The 24965-nt window shown below is 66.2% G+C and carries 22 protein-coding genes; 15 read left to right on the forward strand and 7 right to left on the reverse strand.

Annotated elements, in window-relative coordinates:
• Window positions 1–160 precede the first annotated feature (160 nt).
• Window positions 161–3241 (reverse strand): efflux RND transporter permease subunit, encoded by a 3081-nt coding sequence (locus AXW83_RS14400; RefSeq protein WP_066614588.1) that lies wholly within the window; start codon window positions 3239–3241, stop codon window positions 161–163.
• Window positions 3238–4344, reverse strand: coding sequence for an efflux RND transporter periplasmic adaptor subunit (locus AXW83_RS14405; RefSeq protein ID WP_066614590.1), 1107 nt, complete (start codon window positions 4342–4344; stop codon window positions 3238–3240). The genes AXW83_RS14400 and AXW83_RS14405 overlap by 4 nt, the downstream gene beginning before the upstream one ends.
• Window positions 4345–4479: 135 nt before the next feature.
• Here AXW83_RS14405 and AXW83_RS14410 point away from each other — a divergent pair, with 135 nt between their 5' ends.
• From AXW83_RS14410 to phnE (AXW83_RS14430), 5 genes are all read left to right on the forward strand, one after another.
• Window positions 4480–5091, forward strand: a complete 612-nt coding sequence (locus tag AXW83_RS14410) for a TetR/AcrR family transcriptional regulator (RefSeq protein ID WP_066614593.1) — start codon at window positions 4480–4482, stop codon at window positions 5089–5091.
• Between the two features lie 146 nt (window positions 5092–5237).
• Window positions 5238–6056, forward strand: a complete 819-nt coding sequence (phnC, locus tag AXW83_RS14415) for a phosphonate ABC transporter ATP-binding protein (RefSeq protein WP_066620526.1) — start codon at window positions 5238–5240, stop codon at window positions 6054–6056.
• A gap of 65 nt (window positions 6057–6121) precedes the next feature.
• Window positions 6122–7039 (forward strand): phosphonate ABC transporter substrate-binding protein, encoded by a 918-nt coding sequence (gene phnD / locus AXW83_RS14420; protein WP_066614595.1) that lies wholly within the window; start codon window positions 6122–6124, stop codon window positions 7037–7039.
• Window positions 7040–7255: 216 nt separating this feature from the next.
• The gene (gene phnE / locus AXW83_RS14425) at window positions 7256–8137 is read left to right on the forward strand and encodes a phosphonate ABC transporter, permease protein PhnE (RefSeq protein ID WP_066614597.1); all 882 of its coding nucleotides are present in this window, start codon (window positions 7256–7258) and stop codon (window positions 8135–8137) included.
• Entirely contained in the window at window positions 8134–8988 is an 855-nt protein-coding gene (gene phnE, locus AXW83_RS14430; protein WP_066614598.1) for a phosphonate ABC transporter, permease protein PhnE, read from the forward strand. The genes phnE (AXW83_RS14425) and phnE (AXW83_RS14430) overlap by 4 nt, the downstream gene beginning before the upstream one ends.
• 22 nt (window positions 8989–9010) lie before the next feature.
• Here the strand turns inward: phnE (AXW83_RS14430) and AXW83_RS14435 are convergent, their stop codons facing one another.
• Both AXW83_RS14435 and phnF read right to left on the reverse strand, forming a co-directional pair.
• On the reverse strand, window positions 9011–10093 hold the full coding sequence (locus tag AXW83_RS14435; protein WP_066614599.1) for an alpha/beta fold hydrolase: 1083 nt from the start codon (window positions 10091–10093) through the stop codon (window positions 9011–9013).
• Window positions 10094–10222: 129 nt separating this feature from the next.
• The gene (gene phnF, locus AXW83_RS14440) at window positions 10223–10969 is read right to left on the reverse strand and encodes a phosphonate metabolism transcriptional regulator PhnF (RefSeq protein WP_066614600.1); all 747 of its coding nucleotides are present in this window, start codon (window positions 10967–10969) and stop codon (window positions 10223–10225) included.
• Window positions 10970–11057: 88 nt separating this feature from the next.
• Here phnF and phnG point away from each other — a divergent pair, with 88 nt between their 5' ends.
• From phnG to AXW83_RS14480, 8 genes are all read left to right on the forward strand, one after another.
• The gene (phnG, locus tag AXW83_RS14445) at window positions 11058–11492 is read left to right on the forward strand and encodes a phosphonate C-P lyase system protein PhnG (RefSeq protein WP_066620527.1); all 435 of its coding nucleotides are present in this window, start codon (window positions 11058–11060) and stop codon (window positions 11490–11492) included.
• Window positions 11492–12094 (forward strand): phosphonate C-P lyase system protein PhnH, encoded by a 603-nt coding sequence (gene phnH, locus AXW83_RS14450; protein WP_066614601.1) that lies wholly within the window; start codon window positions 11492–11494, stop codon window positions 12092–12094. The genes phnG and phnH overlap by 1 nt, the downstream gene beginning before the upstream one ends.
• Window positions 12094–13320 carry a carbon-phosphorus lyase complex subunit gene (locus AXW83_RS14455; protein WP_066614604.1) on the forward strand — a complete coding sequence of 409 codons (1227 nt, stop codon included), beginning with the start codon at window positions 12094–12096 and terminating at the stop codon, window positions 13318–13320. Before phnH ends, AXW83_RS14455 begins: the two co-directional genes overlap by 1 nt.
• Window positions 13317–14243, forward strand: a complete 927-nt coding sequence (locus tag AXW83_RS14460; RefSeq protein ID WP_066614606.1) for an alpha-D-ribose 1-methylphosphonate 5-phosphate C-P-lyase PhnJ — start codon at window positions 13317–13319, stop codon at window positions 14241–14243. The genes AXW83_RS14455 and AXW83_RS14460 overlap by 4 nt, the downstream gene beginning before the upstream one ends.
• Window positions 14240–15046, forward strand: coding sequence for a phosphonate C-P lyase system protein PhnK (phnK, locus tag AXW83_RS14465; RefSeq protein WP_066614608.1), 807 nt, complete (start codon window positions 14240–14242; stop codon window positions 15044–15046). The genes AXW83_RS14460 and phnK overlap by 4 nt, the downstream gene beginning before the upstream one ends.
• A gap of 101 nt (window positions 15047–15147) precedes the next feature.
• Window positions 15148–15846 (forward strand): phosphonate C-P lyase system protein PhnL, encoded by a 699-nt coding sequence (phnL, locus tag AXW83_RS14470; protein WP_066614611.1) that lies wholly within the window; start codon window positions 15148–15150, stop codon window positions 15844–15846.
• Entirely contained in the window at window positions 15846–16985 is a 1140-nt protein-coding gene (locus AXW83_RS14475) for an alpha-D-ribose 1-methylphosphonate 5-triphosphate diphosphatase (protein WP_066614613.1), read from the forward strand. The genes phnL and AXW83_RS14475 overlap by 1 nt, the downstream gene beginning before the upstream one ends.
• On the forward strand, window positions 16982–17677 hold the full coding sequence (locus AXW83_RS14480) for a DUF1045 domain-containing protein (protein WP_236841665.1): 696 nt from the start codon (window positions 16982–16984) through the stop codon (window positions 17675–17677). Before AXW83_RS14475 ends, AXW83_RS14480 begins: the two co-directional genes overlap by 4 nt.
• A 251-nt stretch (window positions 17678–17928) precedes the next feature.
• On the opposite strand, the gene AXW83_RS14485 is transcribed toward AXW83_RS14480, so the two are convergent.
• The gene (locus AXW83_RS14485) at window positions 17929–18435 is read right to left on the reverse strand and encodes a phosphonate metabolism protein/1,5-bisphosphokinase (PRPP-forming) PhnN (RefSeq protein WP_442855250.1); all 507 of its coding nucleotides are present in this window, start codon (window positions 18433–18435) and stop codon (window positions 17929–17931) included.
• A gap of 88 nt (window positions 18436–18523) precedes the next feature.
• Between AXW83_RS14485 and AXW83_RS14490 the strand changes: the two genes are divergently transcribed.
• Window positions 18524–19144 carry a transferase hexapeptide repeat family protein gene (locus tag AXW83_RS14490; RefSeq protein WP_066614624.1) on the forward strand — a complete coding sequence of 207 codons (621 nt, stop codon included), beginning with the start codon at window positions 18524–18526 and terminating at the stop codon, window positions 19142–19144.
• Window positions 19145–19328: 184 nt separating this feature from the next.
• Here the strand turns inward: AXW83_RS14490 and AXW83_RS14495 are convergent, their stop codons facing one another.
• Window positions 19329–20282: a nickel/cobalt transporter gene (locus AXW83_RS14495; protein ID WP_236841667.1), complete on the reverse strand. Its 954-nt coding sequence runs from the start codon at window positions 20280–20282 to the stop codon at window positions 19329–19331.
• 167 nt (window positions 20283–20449) lie between these two features.
• Entirely contained in the window at window positions 20450–21100 is a 651-nt protein-coding gene (locus AXW83_RS14500; protein WP_066614626.1) for a DUF1007 family protein, read from the reverse strand.
• Window positions 21101–21390: 290 nt separating this feature from the next.
• Between AXW83_RS14500 and AXW83_RS14505 the strand changes: the two genes are divergently transcribed.
• A complete protein-coding gene (locus AXW83_RS14505; RefSeq protein ID WP_066614628.1) occupies window positions 21391–24948 on the forward strand; it encodes an indolepyruvate ferredoxin oxidoreductase family protein in 3558 nt (1185 codons plus the stop codon).
• Window positions 24949–24965 lie beyond the last annotated feature (17 nt).

Below are 24965 nucleotides of genomic sequence, written 5' to 3' on the forward strand. Positions count from 1 at the left end.
ACCATCCCGTCATTCCGGGGCAGGCCGCAGGCCTGAGCCCGGAACCCATAACCACCGGCCGTCCCCAAAAAAGCCGACAACGGCGTCGTTGTATCGAGAAACGTCGTGGTTATGGGTTCCGGGCTCTTCGCTTCGCGAAGCCCCGGAATGACGACAGCGCTTACTCCGCCGGTTGCGGATGCGCCTGATGTGCGGCCGCCTCGCCTTGCACCACCCGCTGCTTGCGCGCGAGATAGGTGTAGGCGACCGGCACCACATAGAGCGTCAGCAGCGTGCCGAAGCTCATGCCGCCGACGATGACCCAGCCGATCTGCGAGCGGCTTTCGGCGCCGGCACCCGAGGCCAGCGCCAGCGGCACCGCGCCCAGCACCATCGCGCCGGTCGTCATCAGGATCGGGCGCAGGCGCAGTTCCGCCGCCTCGACGAGCGCATCGACCATCTCCTTGCCCTCTTCACGCAGCTGGTTGGTGAATTCGAGGATCAGGATGCCGTGCTTGGTGATGAGGCCGACCAGCGTGATCAGGCCGATCTGGCTGTAGACGTTCATCGTGCCGCCGGTGAACCACAACGCCGCCAATGCGCCCGTCAGCGACAGCGGCACCGAGACCATGATCACGATCGGATCCACGAAGCTCTCGAACTGCGCCGCCAGGACCAGATAGATGAAGCCCAGCGCCAGCAGGAAGACGATCGCGATCGACGAGCCCGACTGCTTGAATTCGCGGCTCTGGCCGGAATAGTCGATCTGCACCGTGGTCGGCAGCACCTTGGCCGCCGCCCGCTCCAGCACGGCCAGCGCGTCGCCAAGCGAATAGCCGGGCGCTGGCACCGCCGTGATCGTCGCCGAACGCAGCTGGTTGAAGCGGATCAGCTCCTTGGGCGCGACGTTCTCCTCGATCTTGACGAGGCTCGACAGCTGCACGACCGCGCCATTGCGGCCCATCAGATAGATCGTCTGCAGCGCCTGGGGCGTATTGCGATCCTGACCCTCGACCTGAACGACGACGTCGTATTGCTCGCCGTTCATATTGAAGCGCGTCACCTGGCGTCCACCCAGCAGCGTCTCCATAGTGCGTCCGATGACGTCGACGCCGACGCCAAGATCGGCAGCGCGCTGCCGGTCGATCGAGACCTTCAGCTGCGGCTTGTCGAGGATCAGGTTCGATTCGAGATTGGTCAGCACCGGCGAGCCCGAGACCTCGGCCAGGACTTGGTCGACATAGCCCTTGATCTGCTCGTAGGGCTCGGCCGAGCGCAGCACGAATTCGACCGGCTTCGTATTGGCGCCGCCACCGCCGAGCGAAGGCGGGTTCGTCGCGAACAGCCGGATGCCGGGAATCTGCGACAGGCCCTTGTTGATATCGGCGACGATGTCCTGCTGCTTGCGGCCGCGCTCCTCCCACGGCTTCAGCCGGGCGAAGGCGATGGCCCGCGTCACATCAGGAAAACCGACGATAACGAGATAGTTCTGCACCTCCGGCAGCTTCGAGAAGAAATCCTCGACGCGGCGGGCATAATCGGCGGTGAAGGCCAACGTCGCCCCCTCCGGCGCGACACCGATGGCCGTGACCGTGCCCCGATCCTCCACCGGCGCGAGCTCGGAGCGCAGGCTTGTGAAGAAGAAATAGCTGCCGCCGGCGACCACGAGCGCCAGCACGACGATCACCGGGCGCACCGACAGCGCCGCGCGCAGGGACCGCTTGTAGCCGCGCGACATCGCATCGAAGCCGCGTTCGAGCAGGTTGTAGAGCCAGCCATGCGAACTCTCGTGCTTGAGCAGCTTGGCGCACATCATCGGCGTCAGCGTCAGCGCCACGAAGCCCGAGACCAGCACGGCGCCCGCCAACGTCAGCGCGAATTCGACGAAAAGCTTGCCGGTACGACCCGTCGAGAACGCCATCGGCGCATAGACGGCAACCAGCGTCAGTGTCATCGCGATGACCGCGAAGGCGATCTCCTTGATGCCGCGGATCGCCGCCGCATTCGACTCCATGCCGTCCTCGATATGGCGATGGACGTTTTCCAGAACCACGATCGCGTCGTCGACCACGAGCCCGATCGCCAGCACCATCGAGAGCAGCGTCAGCGTGTTCACGGTGAAGCCGAAGGCATACATCAGCGCGAACGCGCCGATCAGCGAGACCGGGATCGTGACGAGCGGAATCAGCGTCGCGCGCAGCGAGCGCAGGAACAGGAAGATGATCAGCACGACGAGCACGACGGCCTCGGCGATCGTGGTGTAGACCGCCTTGATCGAGCGATCGATGAATATCGAGGTGTCGTAGGAGGTCGCGATGCTCATGCCGTCGGGCAGATCCTCGGTGATCCCCGGCAGCGCGGCCGTGATGCCCGACGACACGTCGAGCGGGTTCGCCGTGGCCTGCTTGACGATGCCGATCGTGACCGATGGCTTGCCCGAGAACCACGCCGCATTGCGCTCAGCGAGCGCGCCGAGTTCGACCCGGCCAATGTCGCGCATCCGCACCGGGAAGCCAGTGACGTCCTTGACCACGATCTCGCCGAACTGCTCGGGCGTCGTCAGGCTGGTCTGCGACAGCACGGTGAATTCGCGGTTGTTGCTTTCGATCCGGCCCGAGGGGATCTCGACGTTCTGCGAGCGCAGCGCCGCCTCGATCTCCTGCACGGTGATGGCATAGGCCGCCATGCGCGAGCGATCGAGCCAGATCCGCATGGCGTAGCGCCGCTCGCCCTGGATGCGGACTTCGGCGACGCCGGTGATGTTCTGGACGCGGTCTGTGATGAAACGGTCGGCGAAGTCTGTCAGCTCGAGCGGGTTGTGCCGCGAACTGGTCAGCGACAGATACATGATCGGCTGCGCGTCGGCCTCGACCTTGGCGATGATAGGCTCGTCGATCTCGGTCGGCATGCGGCCGCGCACGCGGCCGACCCGGTCGCGCACGTCCGACGCCGCGACGTCGGGGTCGACATCTGGCCGGAAGCGCACGGAGATGTTGCTGCTCTCCTGGCGGCTGGTCGAGGAGATGATCTCGATGCCCTCGATGCCGGCGATCGAGTTCTCCAGGATCTGGGTGACCTGGGTCTCGATGATCTCGGCGCTGGCGCCGACATAGGTCGTGCGGACGGAGACGATCGGCTCGTCGATATTAGGGTATTCGCGCACCGTCAGCCGGCCATAGGAGACGATGCCGATCAGGACGACGAGCAGGCTCAGAACGGTCGAGAGGACCGGCCTGCGGACGAAGAGCTCGAACAGGCTCATGGCTGCGCGACCGGCAGCGCGCTGGTCTGCACCGGCGCCGGCGCGTTCTTGATCGAGACCGTCGCGCCGTCGCGCAGCCGCATCTGGCCGGCGCTAACGAGCTGCATCTGCGCTGTCAGGCCCTTCACGATCTCGACTTTGCCGGGCAGGCGTCGCCCGAGCTGGACGGGCACGCGCTTGGCCTTGCCGTTCTCGACGATGTAGACGATCTTGCCCGTACCGTCGGGCACCACCGCAGTCTCCGGCACGATCAGGGCGTTTTCGCGCTGATCGACGACGATGACGATGCGCCCGAACAGGCCGGGCTTCAGCACCAGATCGGCATTGGGGATCGCGGCGCGCAGCCGGATGGCACGGCCGTTGATGTCGACAACCGGGTCGATCGCGAAGATCTTGCCCTCGAAATCGCGGCCCGGCACGGCGTCGACCTTGACCTGGATCGGCTGGCCGACCTTGACGCGCGACAGGAAGATTTCGGGCACGCGGAAATCGACCTTGATCGGGTCGATATTGGTCAGGGTGATCAGCGTCTTGCCGACGGAGACATAATCGCCGACGCCGACTGAGCGCAGGCCGACGACACCGTGGAAAGGCGCCACGATCGTCGACTGCGCCAGCTTGGCCTGCGAGAGCTGGACCCGCGCCTCGTTGGAGGCGAGCTGGGCCGTGGCCTGTTCGAGCGCGACCTGCGTGCCCGCGCCGCGCTGGACCAGCGACTGGTTGCGCTGGAAGGTGTCGCGCGCCAGGCTCAGATCCGCCTGGGCTTGCTTGAGTTCCGCATCGAGGATGGCTGTGTCGAGCTTGACCAGCTCCTGTCCCTTTTTGACACGCTCGCCTTCCTTGAAGCCGAGCGATATGACGCGACCCGCGATCTCCGGCGCAATCACCACGGATTCATCCGCCGCAAGGGTACCGAGCGCCTCGACCTCCTCGTTGACGGTCGCGACCTCGATCTTGCCGATCTCGATGGGCACGCCCGTGGTCTGCGGTGCCGTCGCGGCGCGCGCCTGTGTCGGCTCCGCACCGGCCCTGAAATGGCGGTAGCCATAATAGCCGCCACCGGCCAGGCCGGCCACGAGAAGGAGAAGGGCAAACCGCTTCATAGGACTGGACGCTCCGGGGCAGCGTGACTAACTTGGACTGGACGGTCCAGTTTGATAAGAGACCATATGGGCGGAAGCATGGCTGAATCAACCTCACTCCGGGACCCGGTCGCGACCGGAGAGCAAGCAAGGCGCTTGCCAGCGGAGAAATCGCGTCCCGACAAGCACCACGCGATTACCAAGGCCGCGTCGGAAATGTTCCTGGCGGAGGGCTTCGAGCGCGCCAGCCTCGACCAGATCGCGCATCGCGCCGGCGTCTCCAAGCAGACCATCTACAGCCACTTCGCCGACAAGAAGGCCCTGTTTCGCGCGATTTCGGCCGAACTCACCGAAAAGCTGACGATTCCGCTGAAGCAGCCGGCAGGACATGGCGACCTTCGCAGCGTCCTGCTGCGCCTCGGCGAGGATGCGCTCGCGATGATGACAAACCCCGCCTCGCTTGACTTGCACCGGCTCATCGTCAGCGCCGCCTCGCAGTTCCCGGAACTCGGCCGCGCCGCCTATGAAGCGGGCGCCCTGCGCATGATCGACGATCTTGCCACCCTGCTCACACAGCGATCACAAATCGGTGACGGCCTGAAGCAGCCGGTCGGCCCGAAGCAGGCCAGGGTCATGGCCGAGCAGTTCGTCGGAATGTTGCGGGGCTTCCACCAGATTCGCGGATTGCTCGGGGTCAAGCCGGTCCCGGCCGCGCAGCGAAAGGCCTATGTCGGCGCCTGCGTCGACATGCTGCTGCGCGGCGCCTGACATCGCTATGGATGTCGACGCCGCTCGGCCCTGTCACCACCCTGTCATCTGCTCTGTCTAGCTGATCATCCTGTTCAGGAGCGCGACCCCGCCCGGCCACAAGCCGCCGGGCAATGTCGCGCCCGGCAGGCGAGCGGAACCCCGGCATGCTGCGCATCGAAGGCCTGACCAAGCGCTTCAGCGATAAGGCTGCCGTGGACAATGTCACGCTCGACCTCCCCAAAGGCGAGATGGTCGGCATCATCGGCCGCTCGGGCGCGGGCAAGTCGACGCTGCTGCGCATGATCAACCGCCTCGCCGAGCCCAGCGCGGGCCGCATCCTTTCGGAGGATCGCGACGTTACGGGACTGCACGGCGCGGCATTGCGCGCCTGGCGCCGCGACACGGCGATGATCTTCCAGCAGTTCAACCTTGTCGGCCGCCTCGACGTGCTGACCAATGTCCTGCTCGGCCGGCTGAACCACCGCTCCGCCATGCTGACCCTGGTCAAGCATTTCTCGCAAGACGACAAGATCCGCGCCATCGCCGCGCTGGAGCGGCTCGACATGGGCCATCTGCTGTCCCAGCGCGCCGAGACGCTCTCGGGCGGCCAGCAGCAGCGCGTTGCCATCGCCCGCGCCCTGGTGCAGGAGCCCAAGATCATCCTCGCCGACGAGCCGATCGCCTCGCTCGACCCGCGCAATACTCAGGTGGTGATGGACGCGCTATTCCGGATCAATCGCGAGGATGGCATCACCGTCGTCTGCAACCTGCATCACCTCGATATCGCGTCGAAATACTGCGACCGGCTGATCGGCATGGCCGCCGGCAAGGTCGTCTTCGACGGCCCGCCGCATCAGCTGACCAGTGAGGTCGCGGCCGCGCTTTACGGCATCGAGGCCAGGGATGCCGGCGCCGAAGCACTCGACGCGCTCGACGTCATCGCCGGCGAAGAAGCCCGGCGCGCCAAGCAGAATGCCGCCTGAGTCGACTATCGCCTCTGCCAACGCCTGAAGATCACAACACGAACCGACTGCAACAGGAGCACACCATGCTGACCCGTCGTCATACCCTCACGCTTGCCGCTGCCGGCTTCGCCGCATCGCTTGCGGCCCCCGCCCTTGCCCAGGACTGGAAGGCGAAATATCCCGAGATCGTCTTCGCAATCATCCCGGCCGAGAACGCCTCGGGCGTCGTCGAGCGCTACACCCCCTTCGTCAACTACCTCGCCAAGGAGCTCGGCACCAAGGTCACGCTGCGCATCGCCAGCGACTATGCCGCTTTGATCGAGGGCCAGCGCGCCGGCAACATCCATATCGGCATGTATGGCCCTTCCTCCTTCGCCCGCGCCCTGATGACCGGCGCCAAGATCGACGCCTTCGCCATCGAGACCAATATCGACGGCACCAAGGGCTACTACTCGGTCTTCTACGTGAAGAAGGATTCGCCCTACCAGAAGATCGAAGATTTGAAGGGCAAGAATCTCGGCCTCGTCGATCCTAACTCGACCTCGGGCAACAACGTGCCGCGCTTTGCGCTCGACGGCATGAAGATCGACCCGGAGACCTATTTCTCCAAGGTCGTCTATACAGGCAGCCACGAGAACGCCGTCATCGCGCTCGGTCAGGGCACGGTCGACGTCGCCGCCAACTGGTGGAACGACGAGCAGGAATCCAACCTCCTGCGCATGGCCCGCAAGAACATGGTCAAGGCCGAGGATTTCCGGATCATCTACAAATCCGAGCAGATCGTGAACTCGCCGATGGCCTATCTCACGGACATGCCGACCGACCTCAAGGCCAAAATCCGCGACTCGGTCCTGAACCTCGCCACCCAGGACAAGGTCGCCTTCGACAAGATCTATGAAGGCAAGCAGGGCCCGCTCGTCGCCATCGACAACAAGGCCTATGAGCCGATCATCGAACTCAACAAGTTCGTCGACGCGCTGCGCCGCAAGAAAGCGTCGTAAGTCAGGAGCACGTCCCTCTCAGAGTAAAACACGGGGAGCCCTCTCCCGGAGGGAGAGGGCAGGGTCAGGCGAAGGCCGCTCGAAGTTCGGGCTGCGCCCTGACCGCAGCGTCCCTGTCCGCTAAGCCACTCTGCTCCAAGGGCCGTCACCTCTCCCCTGCCCCTCTCCTTAAAGGAGAGGGGTTTCCCGCGCCTCACGCGGCAAGGCAACAGCCGAATGACCCTCGCCCTCGATAGCGCCGATCCCAAAATCCGCGCTCATTCCGAGACCTACCGAAAGGCGATGTCGGCCAAACGCCGGCAGACCCTGATCGGCGTTGCGATCTTCGCCGCCTGTGTCTGGCTCGCAGCGATTGGCTCCGAGGTCGATCCCGGTAAATTCGCGCAGAACGCCTGGCGCTTCCCGAAATACATTCTCGAGACCATGCCCGTCCTTCGCTGGAACAGCTTGGGTGCCGATTTCGCCGAATGGTACTGGGGCTGGAAAGGCTGGCTGAAGCTGCTCTGGCAAACCATCCTGATCGCCTATACCGGCACGATCATCGGCGCGGTCGGCGGCTTCCTGCTCTGCTTTGTCGCCGCTGCCAATCTCGGCAAATCCGGCTGGCTGCGCTTTGCCACCAAGCGCTTCCTCGAATTCAGCCGCACTGTTCCCGAAATCGTCTTCGCGCTGATCTTCGTCATCGCCTTCGGGCTCGGGCCCTTGCCCGGCGTGCTCGCCATCGCGATCCACACCATGGGCGCCATGGGCAAGCTGTTCTCGGAAGTGGTCGAGAACATCGACATGAAGCCGGTCGACGGCCTGACCGCGACAGGCGCCGGCTGGTGGCAGACCATCCGCTTCGCCGTGGTGCCGCAGGTGCTGTCGAACTTCGCCAGCTATTCGCTGCTGCGCTTCGAGATCAATGTGCGCGGCGCCTCTATCATGGGCTTCGTCGGGGCCGGCGGCATCGGCCAGGACCTGATCGAGGCCATCCGCAAATTCTACTTCAGCGACATCAGCGCGATCCTGCTGCTGATCATCGTCACCGTGATGCTGATCGACTACGGAACCGAGCGCCTGCGCCATGCGCTGCTGAGCCTGGAGCACGGCCGATGACGCTCGCTCTCTCGACCGGCGACCGCGCCGCGCTCGTCGCTCGCCACAAGACCGCCATCGACGGCTCGCTCCGGACACGGCTGGTGACGCTGGTAGTCGTCGCCGGGCTGCTCGGGCTTTTCGTCTACGGCCTGACCACGCTCGAAGTCTCGTTGGCGCGGATCATCGCCGGCCTCGGCAATCTCGGCACCTTCGTTGTGCTGATGCTGCCGCCCGATCCCGGTTCGCTGGCCCGCGCCACCCTCTTCGTCAAGGCGTTGTTCGAGACCATCGCGATCGCCTTCCTGGGCACCATCCTCGCGGCGATCCTGGCCTTCCCGCTAGGCTTTATCGCCGCCCGCAACGTCGTCGCCAACAAGATCGTCCATTTCCTCGCCCGCCGCTCGCTCGACACTGTGCGCGGCGTCGATGCGCTGATCTGGGCGTTGATCTGGGTCAATGTCGTGGGTTTGGGTCCCTTCGCCGGGATGCTCGCGATCATGACCAGCGATCTCGGCGCCTTCGGCAAGCTCTATTCCGAGGCGATCGAATCGGCCGACCGCAAGCCGGTCGAGGGTGTGACCTCGCTTGGCGGTGGCAAGCTCCACGAGATCCGCTTCGGCCTGATCCCGCAGGTGCTGCCGGTGATCGCGAGCCAGGTACTCTACTACATCGAATCCAATACCCGCTCCTCGACCATCATCGGCATCGTCGGCGCCGGCGGCATCGGGCTCTATCTCGCCGAGACCATCCGGACGCTGGAATGGCAGCAGGTCTCCTTCCTGATCCTGCTGATCCTGGCGGCCGTGACGGCGATCGACTTCCTCTCGAGCAAGCTGCGCTTCGCGATCATCGGCCAGCGGGCGGTCTGACGACGCAAGCGGTAAGCCTTCGTCAATTGCCGCCGGCCGACCGCTTTGGCACGGTCGGCAGCCAGTCTGCCAAATCCTTCGCCCAGAACCTGGCAAGCCCCGTGGTGCCATGGCCGCGCGTATCCGCACTGCCCGGGATCAGCAACAGCCTGGCATTCCCGAGGCGCTTCAGCTCGCGCTCCATGATGCCGGCCTCAGGCGGGTTGCGCTCGTCATCGGCGGAGTTGATCGCCAGCACGGGCGCCTTGATCGCCTCCAGCTTGGGCGCGGGATTGTAGTCGCGCGAGGAATCCCACTGGTAGAGGAAGTCGTTCGCATCGGCGTTGAAAGCCGCCTTCAGCCGCTCGTCCAGCAGCTTGTCGGCGGCCTCCCGCGTCGGCGCCATCTGCTGGAAGGCGAGCGTGCCGCCGCTGGTCGCGATGCCGAAGAACACATTGGCGATCCGGAGCGCCGGCGGCTGGGCCGTGTACTCGCCGCCCTTCCACTCCGGATCGTTGCGGACGGCATCGATGATCATGCGCCGCATCATCCAGTTGCGGCTCGACATTTCCGTCGGCTGCGACGCCATCGGCACGAGCGCGTCCATGAAATCGGGGTATTTAACGCCCCACATCCAGGTCTGCATCCCACCCATTGAATTGCCGAGCACGAGCCGGACATGGCGGATGCCGAGGCCTTCGCTCACCAGCCTGTGCTGCGCCGTAACCATGTCCTCGTAGTTGTAGCGCGGAAACCGCGCCTTCATGCCGTCCGACGGCTTGGACGACGCACCCGCCCCGACCGCGTCGGGAATGATGATATAGTACTTGCTCGCATCGAGCGGCTGGCCGGCCCCGAACAGCTCGCCGGCGAAGATCGGGCTCAGCATGCTGTCCGCTGAGCCCGCCGTGCCATGCAGGATCACGACCGGCTCGCCCGTCGGCTCACCCACGGTCGCATAGCCGAGCTTCAGCTCCGGCAGGGTCTCACCCGTATTGAAGCGGAAGTCCTTCGCGATCCAGACCCCGCGCTTGGGGGCCGGATAATCCGCGGCCAGCGCGAGCCCCGCGATGCCGCAGGACGCGACGAGAACAGCCGCGCGCAGCAGCCTGGTGAAATGAATCATGACGACGTTCTCCTCGGATCAGTTTCCGCGCGATCTTGCGTCGCGTGTTCCCGTTAGAAGCATCGCGCCGAACCTCCGTCGGCGCAAGAACCTCCGGCTCCGGAACTTGGCGGCTGGGCGATTTGGCGGCTAGCGCGCCTCCTCGCTGAACGGCTCCACCACCATCTCCATGCGCTCGCCGGCGAAGACGCTGTTGACCAGATGGATCGGGGTCAGGTCCGGCAGGGCATCGACAGCGGCCGAGACCATCACGGCGCTGCCCGGCTCGATCTCCAGCAGCGCCGCCTCGCGCTCGCTGGCGAGCCGTGCCGTCAGCCGCGTCGAAAGGCGGACATAGTCGGCGACGCCGAAGGCCTTGAGCGCTGCCGTCATCGAGGCGCCGGCCTGTGCGAAGGCCTCGTCGAAATCCGGGAAGCGCGCGACCGAAAGCCAGTGCGTCCCTGTTCCGATCGGAGTGCCGTCGGCCAGGCTCAGGCCTTGCGTCTGCCAGAGCGGCGAGCCAGCCTGCAGCCCCAGCACCCCGCAGGTCTCGGCATCGCCTTCGATCCGCGCAGTCGACAGCAGCCGGCGCGATGCCGCGATGCCGATCCGACTAAAATTGGCCCGCATGCTGACACGCCGGCCTATCGCATAGGGAATACGCGGTGCGCTGACCTGCGTGCCGCGTCCGCGCGCGACCGTCACCAGCCCCCGCTCGGCCAGATGCCGGAAGGCCTGCCGCACGGTGTGACGATGCACGCCGTAGCGCTCGGCCAGCGCGACCGAAGCCGGCAGCGTATCGCCGACCGCGTAGTCGCCCCGCCCGATCGCCGCTTCGAGTTCGTCGGCGATCCGCCGCCAGGCCGTGCCGCGATCCTCGGCAGCATCGGCTGTCATCAGAATTTCATGCAAAATGTATAGACCTTTGCTCGCAACGACTCTATCATAGTCTAGACATTAACGAGTGACCAGACGACCCATGACGATGTCCGACACGACCGCGCGACGACACTGGATGGCGATCCTCGCGCGCGCCTCGCGCAGCGAGATCGAGGCCCTGGCCGGCCCCGAACTGCCGGCCCATGAGGTGCTTAAAGCACCGGAGACCGGCACCGTCATGGTCGAGGGACGCGCTGGCGGCGCCGGCCGGCGCTTCAACCTAGGCGAGGCCACGGTGACCCGCTGCGTCGTCAGGCTCGACGACGGCGCGATGGGCTTTTCCTATGCGCTCGGCCGCGACGGCCGCAAGGCGCGGCTCGCCGCCATCCTCGATGCGCGCCTGCAGCGCGAGGCGCAAGGTAGCGAACTCACGCGGGGCATCGCCGATCTCGCGGCGCGCCAGATGGCGGCGCGCGACCTCGCTTCGCGCAAGGCCGCCGCGACCAAGGTCGATTTCTTCACGCTGGTTCGGAGCGCCTGATGACGACTGACACGCTTATCACGGCGGGCTTCGCCGACCCGGTCTTCCAGTCGCAGGCCGCCTTCCGGGCGCTTCTCTCGGCACTGTCGGAACCGGGCCTCGCGCAGGACGTCGCCGGCGCCTTCGCCCCGCCCGACGGCCTGAATGCGGCGACCGCCATCGCACTGCTGACGCTGGCCGACTACGAGACGCCCATCTGGTTGCCGGAGATCCTGCGCAATGGCCCGGCGGCCGCCTGGCTGCGCTTCCATTGTGGCGCAACGCTTGTCGATGATCCGGCCGCCGCGAGCTTCGCCGTCATCGACGGTGCGAGCGACGAAGTGCCTCTTTCGGCCTTCAATCCCGGTACGGACCAATTCCCCGACCGCTCGACCACGGTCATCGTGCAGTGCGCCGGCCTCGATGGCGGCGACGCCGTGACGTTGGCAGGACCAGGAATCCCCGGCCGCCGTACGATCGCCCCGCAAGGCCTGCCGCAGGATTTCTGGGAACAGGTCGCGGCCAATGCCGAACTCTATCCGCTCGGCGTCGATCTCGTGCTGAGCCATGGCGGCGCCGTCATCGGCCTGCCGCGCTCGACGCAAGTTTTGGAGCTTCCGTAATGTATGTCGCGGTCAAGGGCGGCGAAGCCGCAATCCTCGCCACGCATGATCTCGTCGCGGAAGCGCGTCGCGGCGACGAGGCCGTGCCCGAGATTTCGGTCGCGCAAATCCGCGAGCAGCAGGGCCTGGCCTGTGCCCGCGTCATGAACGAGGGTTCGCTTTACGACGCCGACCTTGCCGCACTGGCATTGAAGCAGGCGCAGGGCGACGTGATCGAGGCCGCCTTCCTGATGCGGGCCTATCGCACCACGCTGCCGCGCTTCGGCTCGTCGGAGCCGGTCGATACCGCCCGGATGGCGATCCGCCGCCGCGTCTCGGCGACCTACAAGGACCTGCCGGGCGGGCAGGTGCTGGGGCCGACCTATGATTATACGCATCGGCTCTTCGATTTCGGGTTGATGGATGGGGAACGCGACGCCGGCAGTCCCCTTCCCCCCGCTTGCGGTGGGGAAGGGTTAGGGATGGGGGGGCGTGCAGAACTTGCCTCAACGTCGAAGCCTGTGAACTCTCCCCCCCACCCCGGCCCTCCCCACCGCAAGCGGGGGGAGGGAGAAGAGCCCCTCGCCTCCCACATGCCCCGCGTGCCCGACATCCTCGGCGCCGAGGGCCTGATGGAGCCGGAAGTTCCGCCCGACGGCGATCCGCGTCCCTTCGACCTCACCCGCGAGCCGGTCTCCTTCCCCGCCGATCGCGATGTGCGCCTGCAGTCCATGGCGCGCGGCGACGAGGGTTTTCTGCTCGGCCTCGGCTATTCGGTCCAGCGCGGCTTCGGCAACAGCCACCCTTTCGTCGGCGAGATCCGCGTCGGCGAGGTTTCGGTCGAGTTCGTGCCCGAGGAACTCGGCTTTGCGGTCGATCTCGGCGAGATCACCCTGACCGAATGCCAGATGGTCAACCAGTTCCAGGGCTCGAAGGAGGTCGCGCCGCAGTTCACGCGCGGCTACGGGCTCGCTTTCGGCCATGCCGAACGCAAGGCGATGTCGATGTCACTGGTCGACCGGGCGTTGAAATGCCGCGAGTTCGGCGAGGCGGCGACCTATCCCGCCCAGCAGGACGAGTTCGTGCTGTACCACTCCGACAATGTCGAGGCGGCCGGCTTCGTCGAGCACCTCAAGCTGCCCCACTACGTCGATTTCCAGGGCGAACTCGACCTCATCCGCCGCATCCGCCGCGAGCGGGAAGCGCGGCTGGCGAAGGACGAGCCCCTGCAGGAGGCAGCCGAATGACGCTTCACCAGACAGTGCCCGGCGACGATACAAAGCCGGCTTACAACTATGCCTATCTCGACGAACAGACCAAGCGGATGATCCGGCGCGCCCTGCTCAAGGCGGTGGCGGTGCCCGGCTATCAGGTGCCGTTCGGCTCGCGCGAGATGCCGCTCGCCCGTGGCTGGGGCACCGGCGGCATCCAGGTGACGGCGGCTATCATCGGGCCGGCCGACACGCTGAAAGTAATCGACCAGGGTGCCGACGACACCACCAACGCCGTCTCGATTCGGCGCTTTTTCGAGCACACCGCCGATGCGCGCACTACAGAGGCGACGAATCAGGCGACGATCATCCAGACCCGCCACCGCATCCCCGAGGCGCCGCTGAGCGCCGGGCAGATCATGGTCTATCAGGTGCCGATGCCTGAGCCGCTGCGCAAGCTCGAGCCGCACGAGGCCGAGACGCGCAAGATGCACGCCTGGGCCGAATACGGTCTGATGCAGGTCAAGCTTTACGAGAACATCGCCCGCTTCGGCGAGGTGACGACGACCTACGACTATCCTGTCATGGTCAATGGCCGCTATGTCATGGCGCCCTCGCCGATCCCGAAATTCGACAATCCGAAGATGCACATGTCGCCGGCATTGCAGCTCTTCGGAGCCGGTCGCGAAAAGCGCATCTACGCGCTGCCGCCCCATACCAGCGTGAAGAGCCTCGATTTCGACGACCATCCCTTCCGCATCCAGAGCTGGAATGAGCCCTGCGGGCTCTGCGGCGCGGGCGACAGTTATCTCGACGAGGTCGTGATCGACGACCGGGGCGGGCGCATGTTCGTCTGCTCCGACAGCCACCATTGCGAGACGCGCCGCGAAGCCGGCCATCGCGGCGCAATGCTGGGCGATGCGGCGGCGAGCGGGTTGGTGACGGAGGCGAAGCCATGACCATTCACATCTCCCCGCCCGAAACCGCGCTCGACCCCGCTCCTCTGCTCTCGGTCCATGACGTCAGCCGCTTCTATGGCGAGCGTATCGGCTGCGCCGATGTCTCCTTCGACCTCTGGCCGGGCGAAGTGCTCGGCATCGTCGGCGAATCGGGCTCGGGCAAATCGACGCTGCTGCGCTGCCTCGCCGGCATCGACAGGCCCGACGCAGGAGAAGTGCTGTTCCGGGGTTCGGGCACCCCGCTCGACATCTACTCCGTGCCCGAGCAGGAGCGCCGCCGCCTGATGCGCACGGCCTGGGGCATTGTCCACCAGAACCCGCGCGACGGTCTGCGCATGGACGTCTCGGCCGGCGGCAATGTCGGCGAGCGCCTGATGGATCGCGGCGACCGGCATTACGGACAGATCCGCGAGCGAGCGCTGGACTGGCTCGCCCGCGTCGAGATTTCGGAAAGCCGCATCGACGATGGCCCGCGCCAGTTCTCCGGCGGAATGCAGCAGCGCCTGCAGATCGCCCGCGTGCTGGTCTCGGAGCCGAAGCTGGTCTTTATGGACGAGCCGACCGGCGGGCTCGATGTTTCGGTGCAGGCCAAGCTGCTCGACCTGCTGCGCGTGCTGGTCCGCGATCTGGGTCTGGCCGCGATCATCGTCACCCACGACCTTGCCGTGGCGCGGCTCCTCACCGACCGGTTGATGGTGATGAAGGACGGTCATGTCGTCGAGCAGGGTTTGACCGACCAGGTGCTGGACGACCCGCATCATGCTTATACGCAGCTCCTGACCTCGGCGGTGCTGAGTGTTTGAGATCTCCCCTTGTCATTCCGGGGCTTCGCGCCGCGAAGAACCCGGAATGACAAGCTCCCCGTCACACACGCGTCACCTCGCCGGCACAAGGCACTGACACCATGACCACGATGATTCACGTCGAGAACGTCGCCAAGGCCTTCACCCTGCAAAATCAGGGCGGCGTCCGGCTGCCCGTTTTCGACGACGTCAATTTCAGCGTCGCGGCTGGCGAAGCGTTGGTGCTGGCCGGCGCCTCCGGGGCCGGAAAGTCGAGCCTGCTGCGCATCCTCTACGGCAATTACCGACCAAGCTCCGGCCATATCCACATCACCCATGCCGGCCGGCCGATCGACATCGTCGCCGCCGTGCCGCGCACCGTGCTCGACATCCGGCGCCGCACGCTGGGCTTCGTCTCGCAATTCCTGCGCGTCATTCCGCGCGTCTCGGCCCTCGACATCGTGCGCGATCCTCTGCTGGCGCGCGGCGTCTCGCCCGAGGAGGCGAGCGAGCGGGCCAAAGCCATGCTCGCCCGGCTGAACCTGCCCGAGCGGCTCTGGCATCTCGCGCCGGCGACATTTTCGGGCGGCGAGCAGCAGCGCGTCAACATCGCCCGCTCCTTCGTCGATCCCTCGGCCGTCATGCTGATCGACGAGCCCACCGCCTCGCTCGATGCTGCCAACCGCGACGTGGTGGTGGAACTGATCGCCGAAGCACGTCAGAAGGGCTCGGCCATCGTCGGGATCTTCCATGACGAGGCCGTGCGCGAGGCCGTCGCGACGCGCTATCTCGACATCACCGATTTCCGGAAGGCCGCCTGATGCAGACCATTCTCACCAATGCCAGGCTGATCCTCGAGGACGAGGTCGTCACCGGCACCATCGTCTTCGACGAAAACGGCATCGCAGCCGTCGACCAAGGCGGCACCAGCCTGCCGGGCGCGATCGACATCGGCGGCGACTATGTCGCGCCGGGCCTCGTCGAGATGCACACGGACAACATGGAAAAGCACTTCATGCCGCGCCCGAAGGTCTTCTGGCCGAACGGGCTCGCGGCGGCGCTTGTCCATGACGCGCAGATGGCGGCGGCCGGCGTCACCACGGTCTACGACGCCATCTGTGCCGGCACGCCCTTCTCGGCCAAGGACTACCGCAAGGACATCTTCGCCGATGTGATGACGGCGCTGGCCGACGGGCGCCGTGAAAACGTCTTCCGCATCGACCACCGCATCCACATGCGTTGCGAACTGACGAGCCCGGATCTGCTGCGCGACATCGAGCCCTACCAGGACGACGAACTGGTCCAGCTTGTCTCGCTGATGGACCACACGCCGGGCCAGCGCCAATGGCGCAATATCGAGGACCTGAAGACCTACGCGCTCGGCAACGGCAAGACGCTGTCCGAATTCGAGGAGGATGTCGTGCTGCGGCAGGCCGAAGGCGCGGCCAACGTCTCCGGCAACTGGAGCGCGGTCGTCGAGATGTTCGGCTCGCGCGGCATTCCGATCGCGACCCATGACGACACCACGCTCGACCATGTCGAGGCCGGCATCGCCTCGGGCGCCGTGATCTCGGAATTCCCGACCACGCTCGAGGCCGCGGCCTTCGCCAGGCAGCGCGGGCTCGCCACGGTCGCGGGCGCGCCGAACGTCGTGCGCGGCGGCTCGCATTCGGGCGGCGTCTCGGTCTCGGAACTGGCCGAGAAGGGCCTGCTGGACGGGCTCTCCTCCGACTATGTCCCCGCCAGCCTGCTTCAGGCCGTGCTGAAGCTGTATGCCGACCACGGCATCGGCCTGCCTGAAGCGATGGGCATGGTGACCTGGAAGGTCGCCGATATTCTCGGCCTGAAGGATCGCGGCCATCTCAAGCCTGGGCTGCGCGCAGACCTCGTCCGCTTCAGGGCGCTGGGACCGACGCCGGTGATCGCCACCGTCTGGTCACAGGGGCAGCGCGCGTTTTGAGCGGGCCGCGCTACGCCGTCTACTACGCCCCGTCCGCCGACAGCGAGCTCTGGCGCTTCGGCAGCGCGACCCTGGGTTATGACGCGCTGACGGGTGCGGACATTCCCTTCGCCGTGCCAGCCGGCTGCGACGCGTCAACCTGGCCCGACCTGACGGCGGAGCCCCGCCGGTATGGCTTCCACGGCACGCTGAAGGCGCCCTTCGAGCTAGCCTCGGGCCGCAGCGAGGGCCAGCTGCGTGCCTTCGCGCACAACTACGCCTCGGGCCTCGACCCCGTCCCGCTCTCAGGCTTGACCGTCACCGCGCTCGGCCCGTTCATCGCGCTGACGCCCGTCCAGCAGAGCGACGCATTGCAGCGCTTCGCCTTCGCGCTGGTCCAGGCTTACGAGCCCTTCCGGGCGCCGTTGAGCGAATCCGATCTGGCGCGCCGGCTGAAATCGCCGCTGACCCCGGCGCACCGGGCCTATCTCGAAGCCTATGGCTATCCTTATGTTGGCGACGCCTTCCGCTTCCATATGACGCTGACGGGCTCGCTGCCGCCGGACGCCGTCGCGCCGACGCGGCAAGCGCTGGCGCAGGCCTATGCCGCGAGCGTACCGGCAGGCCCGGTCGCGATCGACCGCATCGCCCTATTCAAGCAGGACACCCGCGACAGCCGCTTCCGCCTGCTCGATTCGGTCCTGCTGGGTTGATGGATCGGCCTGGGCGGGTCTAGGGGCCTGGCTGACAAGAGCTTCACCATGTCGATGACAGATGACGATATCCAGCGCGCCGTCATTCCGGACAAGCCGCGAAGCGGCGCCGATCCGGAATCCATCATAGAACATCGCAGTGCCTTACAATGAATTCCGGGTCTCCGCTTCGCTGCGCCCGGAATGACGGTGCGGGAATGATCGCCGGTGACCACTGCAATCCGACGAGGTCAGATCGTCAAGGGAAGCGCTCAGGCGATTTCGACGCCCGCAAGTTCCCGCACCGCCGCCACGAACGCCGCCGCCCCCTCCGCGACCGTCCGGTCGTTCTGGATCGTCACCAGCTTCGCCTGCTTGGTCCGCAAGGGCGCCTCGCGGGCAAGGCGCGCGGCGATATCGGCCTCGCTCTCGCGACCCCGCGCCGCGAGTCGCTTCGCCAGCACGGCGTCGGGCGCGGTAATCTCGATCACCACGATACGCTCGGCCAGCGCCTCCGCCGCAGCGATGACCGCACGCGAGACGTTGACGATCACGACCTGGCGCTGGGCGATGCCGGCGAGCTCGGTGGCGGGGATGCCGTAGCACAACCCATGCGCCCGCCAGCTCAGCGCCATCTCGCCGCGCGCTTCGGCGCTGGCGAAGCCCGCCTCGTCGCAGCTGTCATGGTCCTCTGCACCGGCCATCGCCGGCCGCGTGATCAGGCGGCGCGCGAAATGGAAACCGCCATCATCCGCCAGCGCCTCACGCGCGGCGTCCATCAGCGTGTCCTTGCCGGCCCCGGACGGGCCGACGACCAGCACGAGCGCGCCCTGGTATTTCACGGACAGATCGGGAGAGACTGACGACATGGCAGCTAGGAAACTGGGGCTGGAACCTGTGATCGACCCGACCGCGCAGGTGCGGCAGGCGACGCTCGGACGCTATACGGAAATCGGCGCGCGCACCGCCTTCGTCGAGTCGACCATGGGCGATTACTCCTATGTCGTGAACGACGCGAATGTCATTTACACGACGATCGGGAAATTCTGCTCGATCGCCGCCCATACCCGCATCAACCCCGGCAACCACCCGATGCAACGGGCGAGCCAGTCGCATTTCACCTACCGCGCCTCGGCCTATTTCGAGGATGCGCAGGACGATGCGGAGTTCTTCGCCTGGCGCCGCTCGACGCCGGTCACGATCGGCCACGACGTCTGGATCGGCCATGGCGCCATTATCCTGCCCGGCCGCAGCATCGGCACCGGCGCGGTGGTGGCGGGCGGCGCGATCGTCACCAAGGATGTACCGCCCTACACCATCGTCGGGGGCAATCCGGCCCGGCCGATCAGGCGCCGCTTTCCCGAGCCGATCGCCGAGCGGCTAATGGCGCTGGCCTGGTGGGACTGGGAGCACGCAAGGCTGCGCGAGGCGCTGGAGGATTTCCGGGCGCTCCCGGTCGAGGCGTTTCTGGAGAAGCACGGCCGCTGAGGAGCGCATTGCCGAACCCCTGTCATTCTGGGGCTTCGCGCAGCGAAGAGCCCGGAACCCATACGCACTGCCAATACCGGAAAAGTCGATGAGGTCGGGCGCTTGACTGGCAAGACCTGTGTTTATGGGTTCCTGGCTCGACCTTCGGGTCGCCCCGGAATGACGGCGCTCGGGCTAGCCGGCGTCAGTTCCCCATGCCGCCGATCCATAGGCCCAGGTACAGCGCCGCGCCCAGTACTGCCACGAACGCGGCCGCCAGTACCTCGAGCCCTGCGATTACGCGCGCGCCACGCAGCGAGCCGCCGCCTGCGAGCCTCAAGGCGGCAAACTTGAAGAATACCGCCAGCGCCGCAAGCGCGCCCGTGGTCAGCGCCGTGCCGAGGGCCATGGCGAAGGTCGCGGCGATGCCGGCCCAGAGCAGGCCCTGCGAGGCGGAAAAGACGAGGATGATCAGCGCGCCCGCGCAGGGACGCAGACCCGCCGCGAACACCACGCCCGCGATCTCACGCCAGCCGCCGAGGCGCGCGGTCTCATCGGGGGTCGGCATATGGACATGGTCGCAGGACGGATCATGCGCGCCTACGCCATTTCCGAGCGCCAGCAACGCGCCGGCCTTGCGCCAGAGCACAAGGGCCCCGACCAGCGCCACGAGCGCAAAGCTCGTCTGCTCGATCGCGGTGGTGGCAATCGTCATCGTCTGCGCCGTTGTCCTGAAGGCGAGCGTCAGCGTCGCGACCAGCGCGATGGCGACGAGCGCCTGCAGGATCGCCGCTGCGAAGCTCAGGCCCACGCCGCGCCACAAGCTGCGGTCGTCGGCGACGATATACGCCGAGATCACCGCCTTGCCGTGGCCTGGGCCGGCGGCATGGAAGACGCCATAGCCGAAGGCGAGACCCAGCAGGCTCCACAATGCGGCCGGGCTCTGCGCAATCGCCTTCAGCGCGGCGGTCAGGTCGCGGTAGAAGGTCGATTGCCAGGCCAGCAGAACGCCGCCGATCCCCGTCGTCGAGGGCAGCGCCTCGCGCGGCAGTCCGGCCCCGAAGGGATTGCGCGGCGGCGGCGGTGGCGGCGGGCTGACGCTGGTGATGACGATCGCCACAAGCGTCAGCGCGCCGGCGACGAGAGCGAGCGCGAGCAAGGCGATCAGCAGCCGTCGAAACCGCCCTCCCCGGCCCCACCAGCCCTCATCCTGAGGAGAAGCCGAAGGCTTCGTCTCGAAGGATCCAGAGCGCGCTGGAGCATCCTTCGAGACGCGGACTGGCGCCCGCTCCTCAGGATGAGGGCTTTGGGTTTGTGGTGGAAAACTCAGGGACATGCCACCAGCGCGCGCGTCGTGACCTGCAGCCCGCTCGTGTCGGGCGTGGCTGTGACGTCTTCCTGGGCGAGCTTCTGCTGCGTGGCGGGATCGAGCTTGGGCGGTCTTGCGACGCGCACGACGCAGCCTTTCGGCGCATCACGGGTGGTGACCGCATCGGGCGCATCGACGATGTCGAACGCGACGAAATAGCTCGGATCGCCGATCTCGATGCCGAAGGAGCGGGATGCGACCGCCGGCGTCTTCAGCGGCAGAGTGTAGGTCAGGGTCAGAATCTTGTTCTCGAAGGCGAGGCTCGCCTGCGTCGGCGTGCCGAATTCCTGAACCTTGCCATTGGCCTTGGCGATGGTGAAGAAGCCGACCTCGGGCAGGGATTCGATATTGACCTTGGCGAGTTCCGTCAGTTCGTCGGGCGTCAGCTTGCCGTCGCCGTTCTTGTCGAGCCCCTGGGTGATGTAGGCCGAATAGGCCTCGTCAAAGCTCCAGACATGCTGCAGCGCCGTCACCGTGCCGCCAGCTCCGTAGATGATCTGGGTGCGTGCCGAAACGAAGACATGAGGGTGAGCGCTTGCCGGCCCGGCCAGCAACGGCAAAGCGCCGACGCCCGCGATAAGCGCTGCGGTGATGGCACAACACTTCACGGCCGGTTCCTTCGCATGAGACGGAAAGCCTGGGCAGGGCATGGTTAACGCATCGTGAATGCGGGCGTCGCACCGGCTGTGACGCCCACCAGCCTTCTCTCGCAAACGGGGCCAAATCGCGGCAGGCCGCTGTCGATGCGCGCCAGGCTGGAACGATCCCAGAGTGATTGACCCCGCCTCTGAGATATGTCAGCATTACTGACGTATCTGGCGATGCCCGATGTGAAGCTTGGAGGCGGGATCAACCGGCCCCATATTCTGGGAAACGCGACGATCGAGGGAGGTCGGCCATGGCCGAGATTCAGCACGCTGCGACATCGGACGGCAAAGACCGCGCCAACGGGCTGCGCGAGGTCGCGCTCGACGACAAATACGATCTCTCCAAACAACGCATTTTCCTGAACGGCACGCAGGCGATCGCGCGCATGCTGATGGTCCAGCGCGAGCGCGACAAGCACGCGGGGCTGAACACGGCCGGCTTCGTCTCGGGCTATCGCGGCTCGCCCCTCGGCGGCCTCGACCAGCAGTTGACGCGGGCGGCCAAGCACCTGAAAGCCGCCGATGTCGTCTTTACGCCGGGGCTGAACGAGGATCTCGCGGCAACCGCCGTCTGGGGCACGCAGCAGGCGGAGCTCCAGGGCGAAGGCAAATATGACGGCGTCTTCGCGCTCTGGTACGGCAAGGGCCCCGGCGTCGACCGCACCGGCGACGTCTTCCGCCACGGCAACATGGCCGGCACCTCCCCCCATGGCGGCGTGATCTGCCTGATGGGCGACGACCACACGGCCGAAAGCTCGACCAACGCCCACCAAACCGAATTCGTCTTCGTTGACCGCATGATGCCGATCCTGAACCCGGCCGGCGTTCAGGAGATCATGGACTATTCGCTCCATGGTCTGGCGCTGTCGCGCTTCGCCTCGGTTTGGGTCGGGATCAAATGCGTCAAGGACAACATCGAGTCGACGGCCTCGGTCGATGGCTCGGTCGACCGCGTCAAGATCGTGATTCCCGATGATTTCGAGGTGCCGCCGGGGGGCTTGAGCATCCGCCGGGAACTCGATTTCCTCGACCAGGAGAAGCGCCTCCACATCCACAAGCGCGCCGCGATGCTGGCCTATCTGCGCGCCAACAAGCTCAACCAGACCATCACCTCGGGCGGCAGGCAGCCGCGCATCGGCATCATCACCGTCGGCAAATCTTATCTCGACGTGCGTCAGGCCTTCGAGGAACTTGGCATCGACGAGGTCCGCGCCAACGATCTCGGCATCCGCCTGTTCAAGCTCGCTTGCCCCTGGCCGGTCGACCCCTCGGAACTGAAGAGCTTCGTCGCCGGGCTCGACCTCGTCATGGTCGTCGAGGAAAAGCGCTCGCTGATCGAGGTCCAGGTCCGCGAGGAGCTTTATGGTTCGCAGCACCAGCCGATGGTGATCGGCAAGAAGGACGAGAACGGCGAGTGGCTGTTCCCGGTCCATGGCGCGCTCGACCCCAACGACGTCGCGATCGCGCTCGGCGCGCGGCTGCTGCAATATCAGGACGACCCGGCGCTGCGGGAGAAGCTCGAGGAGATCGCGCAGGCGCAAGGGCGTTTGGCCGAGGCGCAGGAAGTCGCGAAACGCACGCCCTATTACTGCTCGGGCTGCCCGCACAACACCTCGACCGTCGTGCCCAAGGGTTCGCGCGCCTATGCCGGCATCGGCTGCCACTACATGGTGCAGTGGATGGACCGCGACACGGTGGGCTTCACCCAGATGGGCGGCGAGGGCGCGAACTGGATTGGCGAGGCGCCGTTCTCCACCCGCAGCCATGTCTTCCAGAATCTTGGCGACGGCACCTATACCCATTCCGGCTCGCTCGCGATCCGCTGGGCGGTCGCGGCCGGCGTCAACATCACCTACAAGCTGCTCTACAACGATGCGGTCGCGATGACCGGCGGCCAGCAGGCCGAAGGCCACCTCACCCCCGACCAGATGGCCCGCCAGATCGCCGGCGAAGGTGTCCAGCGCATCGCGGTCGTCACCGACGAGCCGGACAAATACCCCTCCGGCACGCAATGGCCGCCCGGCACCACGATCAGCCATCGCGACGATCTCGACACGATCCAGCGCGAACTTGCCCAGGTCCCCGGCGTCTCGCTGCTGCTCTACGACCAGACCTGCGCCACCGAAAAGCGCCGCCGCCGCAAGCGCGGCACCTATCCCGACCCCGACAAGCGCGTCATCGTCAACGAACTCGTCTGCGAAGGCTGCGGCGATTGCGGCGTGCAGTCGAACTGCGTCTCGGTGCAGCCGCTGGAGACCGAATTCGGACGCAAGCGCCAGATCGACCAGTCGAACTGCAACAAGGACTTCTCCTGCGTGAAGGGCTTCTGCCCCTCTTTCGTCACCGTGCATGGTGCACGTCCGAAGAAGGCCGCCCCGCGCAAGCTCGATGCCTCGGCCTTCGGATCGGGCGAAATCCCCGAGCCGATCGTGCCGGCTCTGACCCGCAGCTTCGCCGTCGTCGTCACCGGCGTCGGCGGCACCGGCGTGGTCACGATCGGCGCAATCCTCGGCATGGCGGCCCATCTGGAGGGAAAGGGCTGCGGCATGATCGACATGGCCGGCCTCGCCCAGAAGGGCGGCGCGGTCTTCAGCCACGTCAAGCTAGCTCCGACGCCCGAGGAGATTCACGCCATCCGCGTCTCGGCCGGACAAGCTGATCTCGTGCTCGGCTGCGACCTCACCGTTACCGGCTCCAAGAAGGTGCTGGGCTCGATCAAGCCGGCTGCTTCGACCGTCGTCGTCAACACCGCCGAGAACATGCCCGGCGATTTCACCCGGGACGCCGATTTTTCGCTGCCGGTGGAGCGGCTGAAGCGCGCGATCCTTTCGGCCTCGGGCCGCGACCGCACGCATTTCGTCGATGCGACCGCAGCCGCCGTCGCCTTCCTCGGCAATGCCATCGCCGCCAACATGTTCATGCTCGGCTACGCCTGGCAGTTCGGCGGCGTGCCGCTTTCGCGCGAGGCGCTGCTGCGCGCCATCGAGCTGAACGGCGAGGCTGTGCCGATGAACAAGCAGGCCTTCGAACTCGGCCGCCGCGCCGCGCATGATCCTGCAGCCCTGCTCGCCGCCCTATCCGAGGCCAAGGCCCCGACGCAGGCGCGCCATATCTCGGAATCGCTCGACGAGATGATCGCGCGCCGGGTGACGTTCCTGACCGCCTACCAGAACGCCGCCTATGCCGCGCGCTACCGCCACCTCGTCGCCCGCGTCCAGACGGCGGAAGCGGCTGCCCTGCCCGGCCAGAGCGCTTTGGCCGAGACGGTGGCGCGCTATCTCTTCAAGCTGATGGCCTACAAGGACGAATACGAAGTCGCCAGGCTCTATGCCGACGGCGCGTTCCAGAAACAGGTCGAGGCGACCTTCGAGACGACCGATGCCGAAGGCAAGCCGCTGCGCTACGAGTTCAATCTCGCCCCTCCGTTGCTTGCGAAGGTCGATCCCAACACCGGCGTCCCGCGCAAGATGAGCTTCGGCCCCTGGATGATGACCGCCTTCGGGATGCTGTCGAAGCTGAAGGGTCTGCGCGGCACCAGGTTCGACATCTTCGGCTACAGCCATGAGCGTAAGACCGAGCGCCGGCTGATCGCCGACTACGAGACACTGCTCGGAGACATCCTCGGCAAGCTGTCGGCCGAAAACCACGCGCTCTGCGTTGCGCTGGCCGCGATCCCGGAAAAGATCCGCGGCTTCGGCCACGTCAAGGAGCGCCACCTCAAGGCCGCCAAGGCCGAGGAGGCCGAACTGCTGGCGAGGCTCCGCGACGGCTCGGCCGCGGCGCTGGCGATGCCGAAAGCGGCGGAGTAGGGCGCTGGAAGAACCCC

The sequence above is a fragment of the Bosea sp. PAMC 26642 genome (assembly GCF_001562255.1).
GTDB lineage: Bacteria > Pseudomonadota > Alphaproteobacteria > Rhizobiales > Beijerinckiaceae > Allobosea.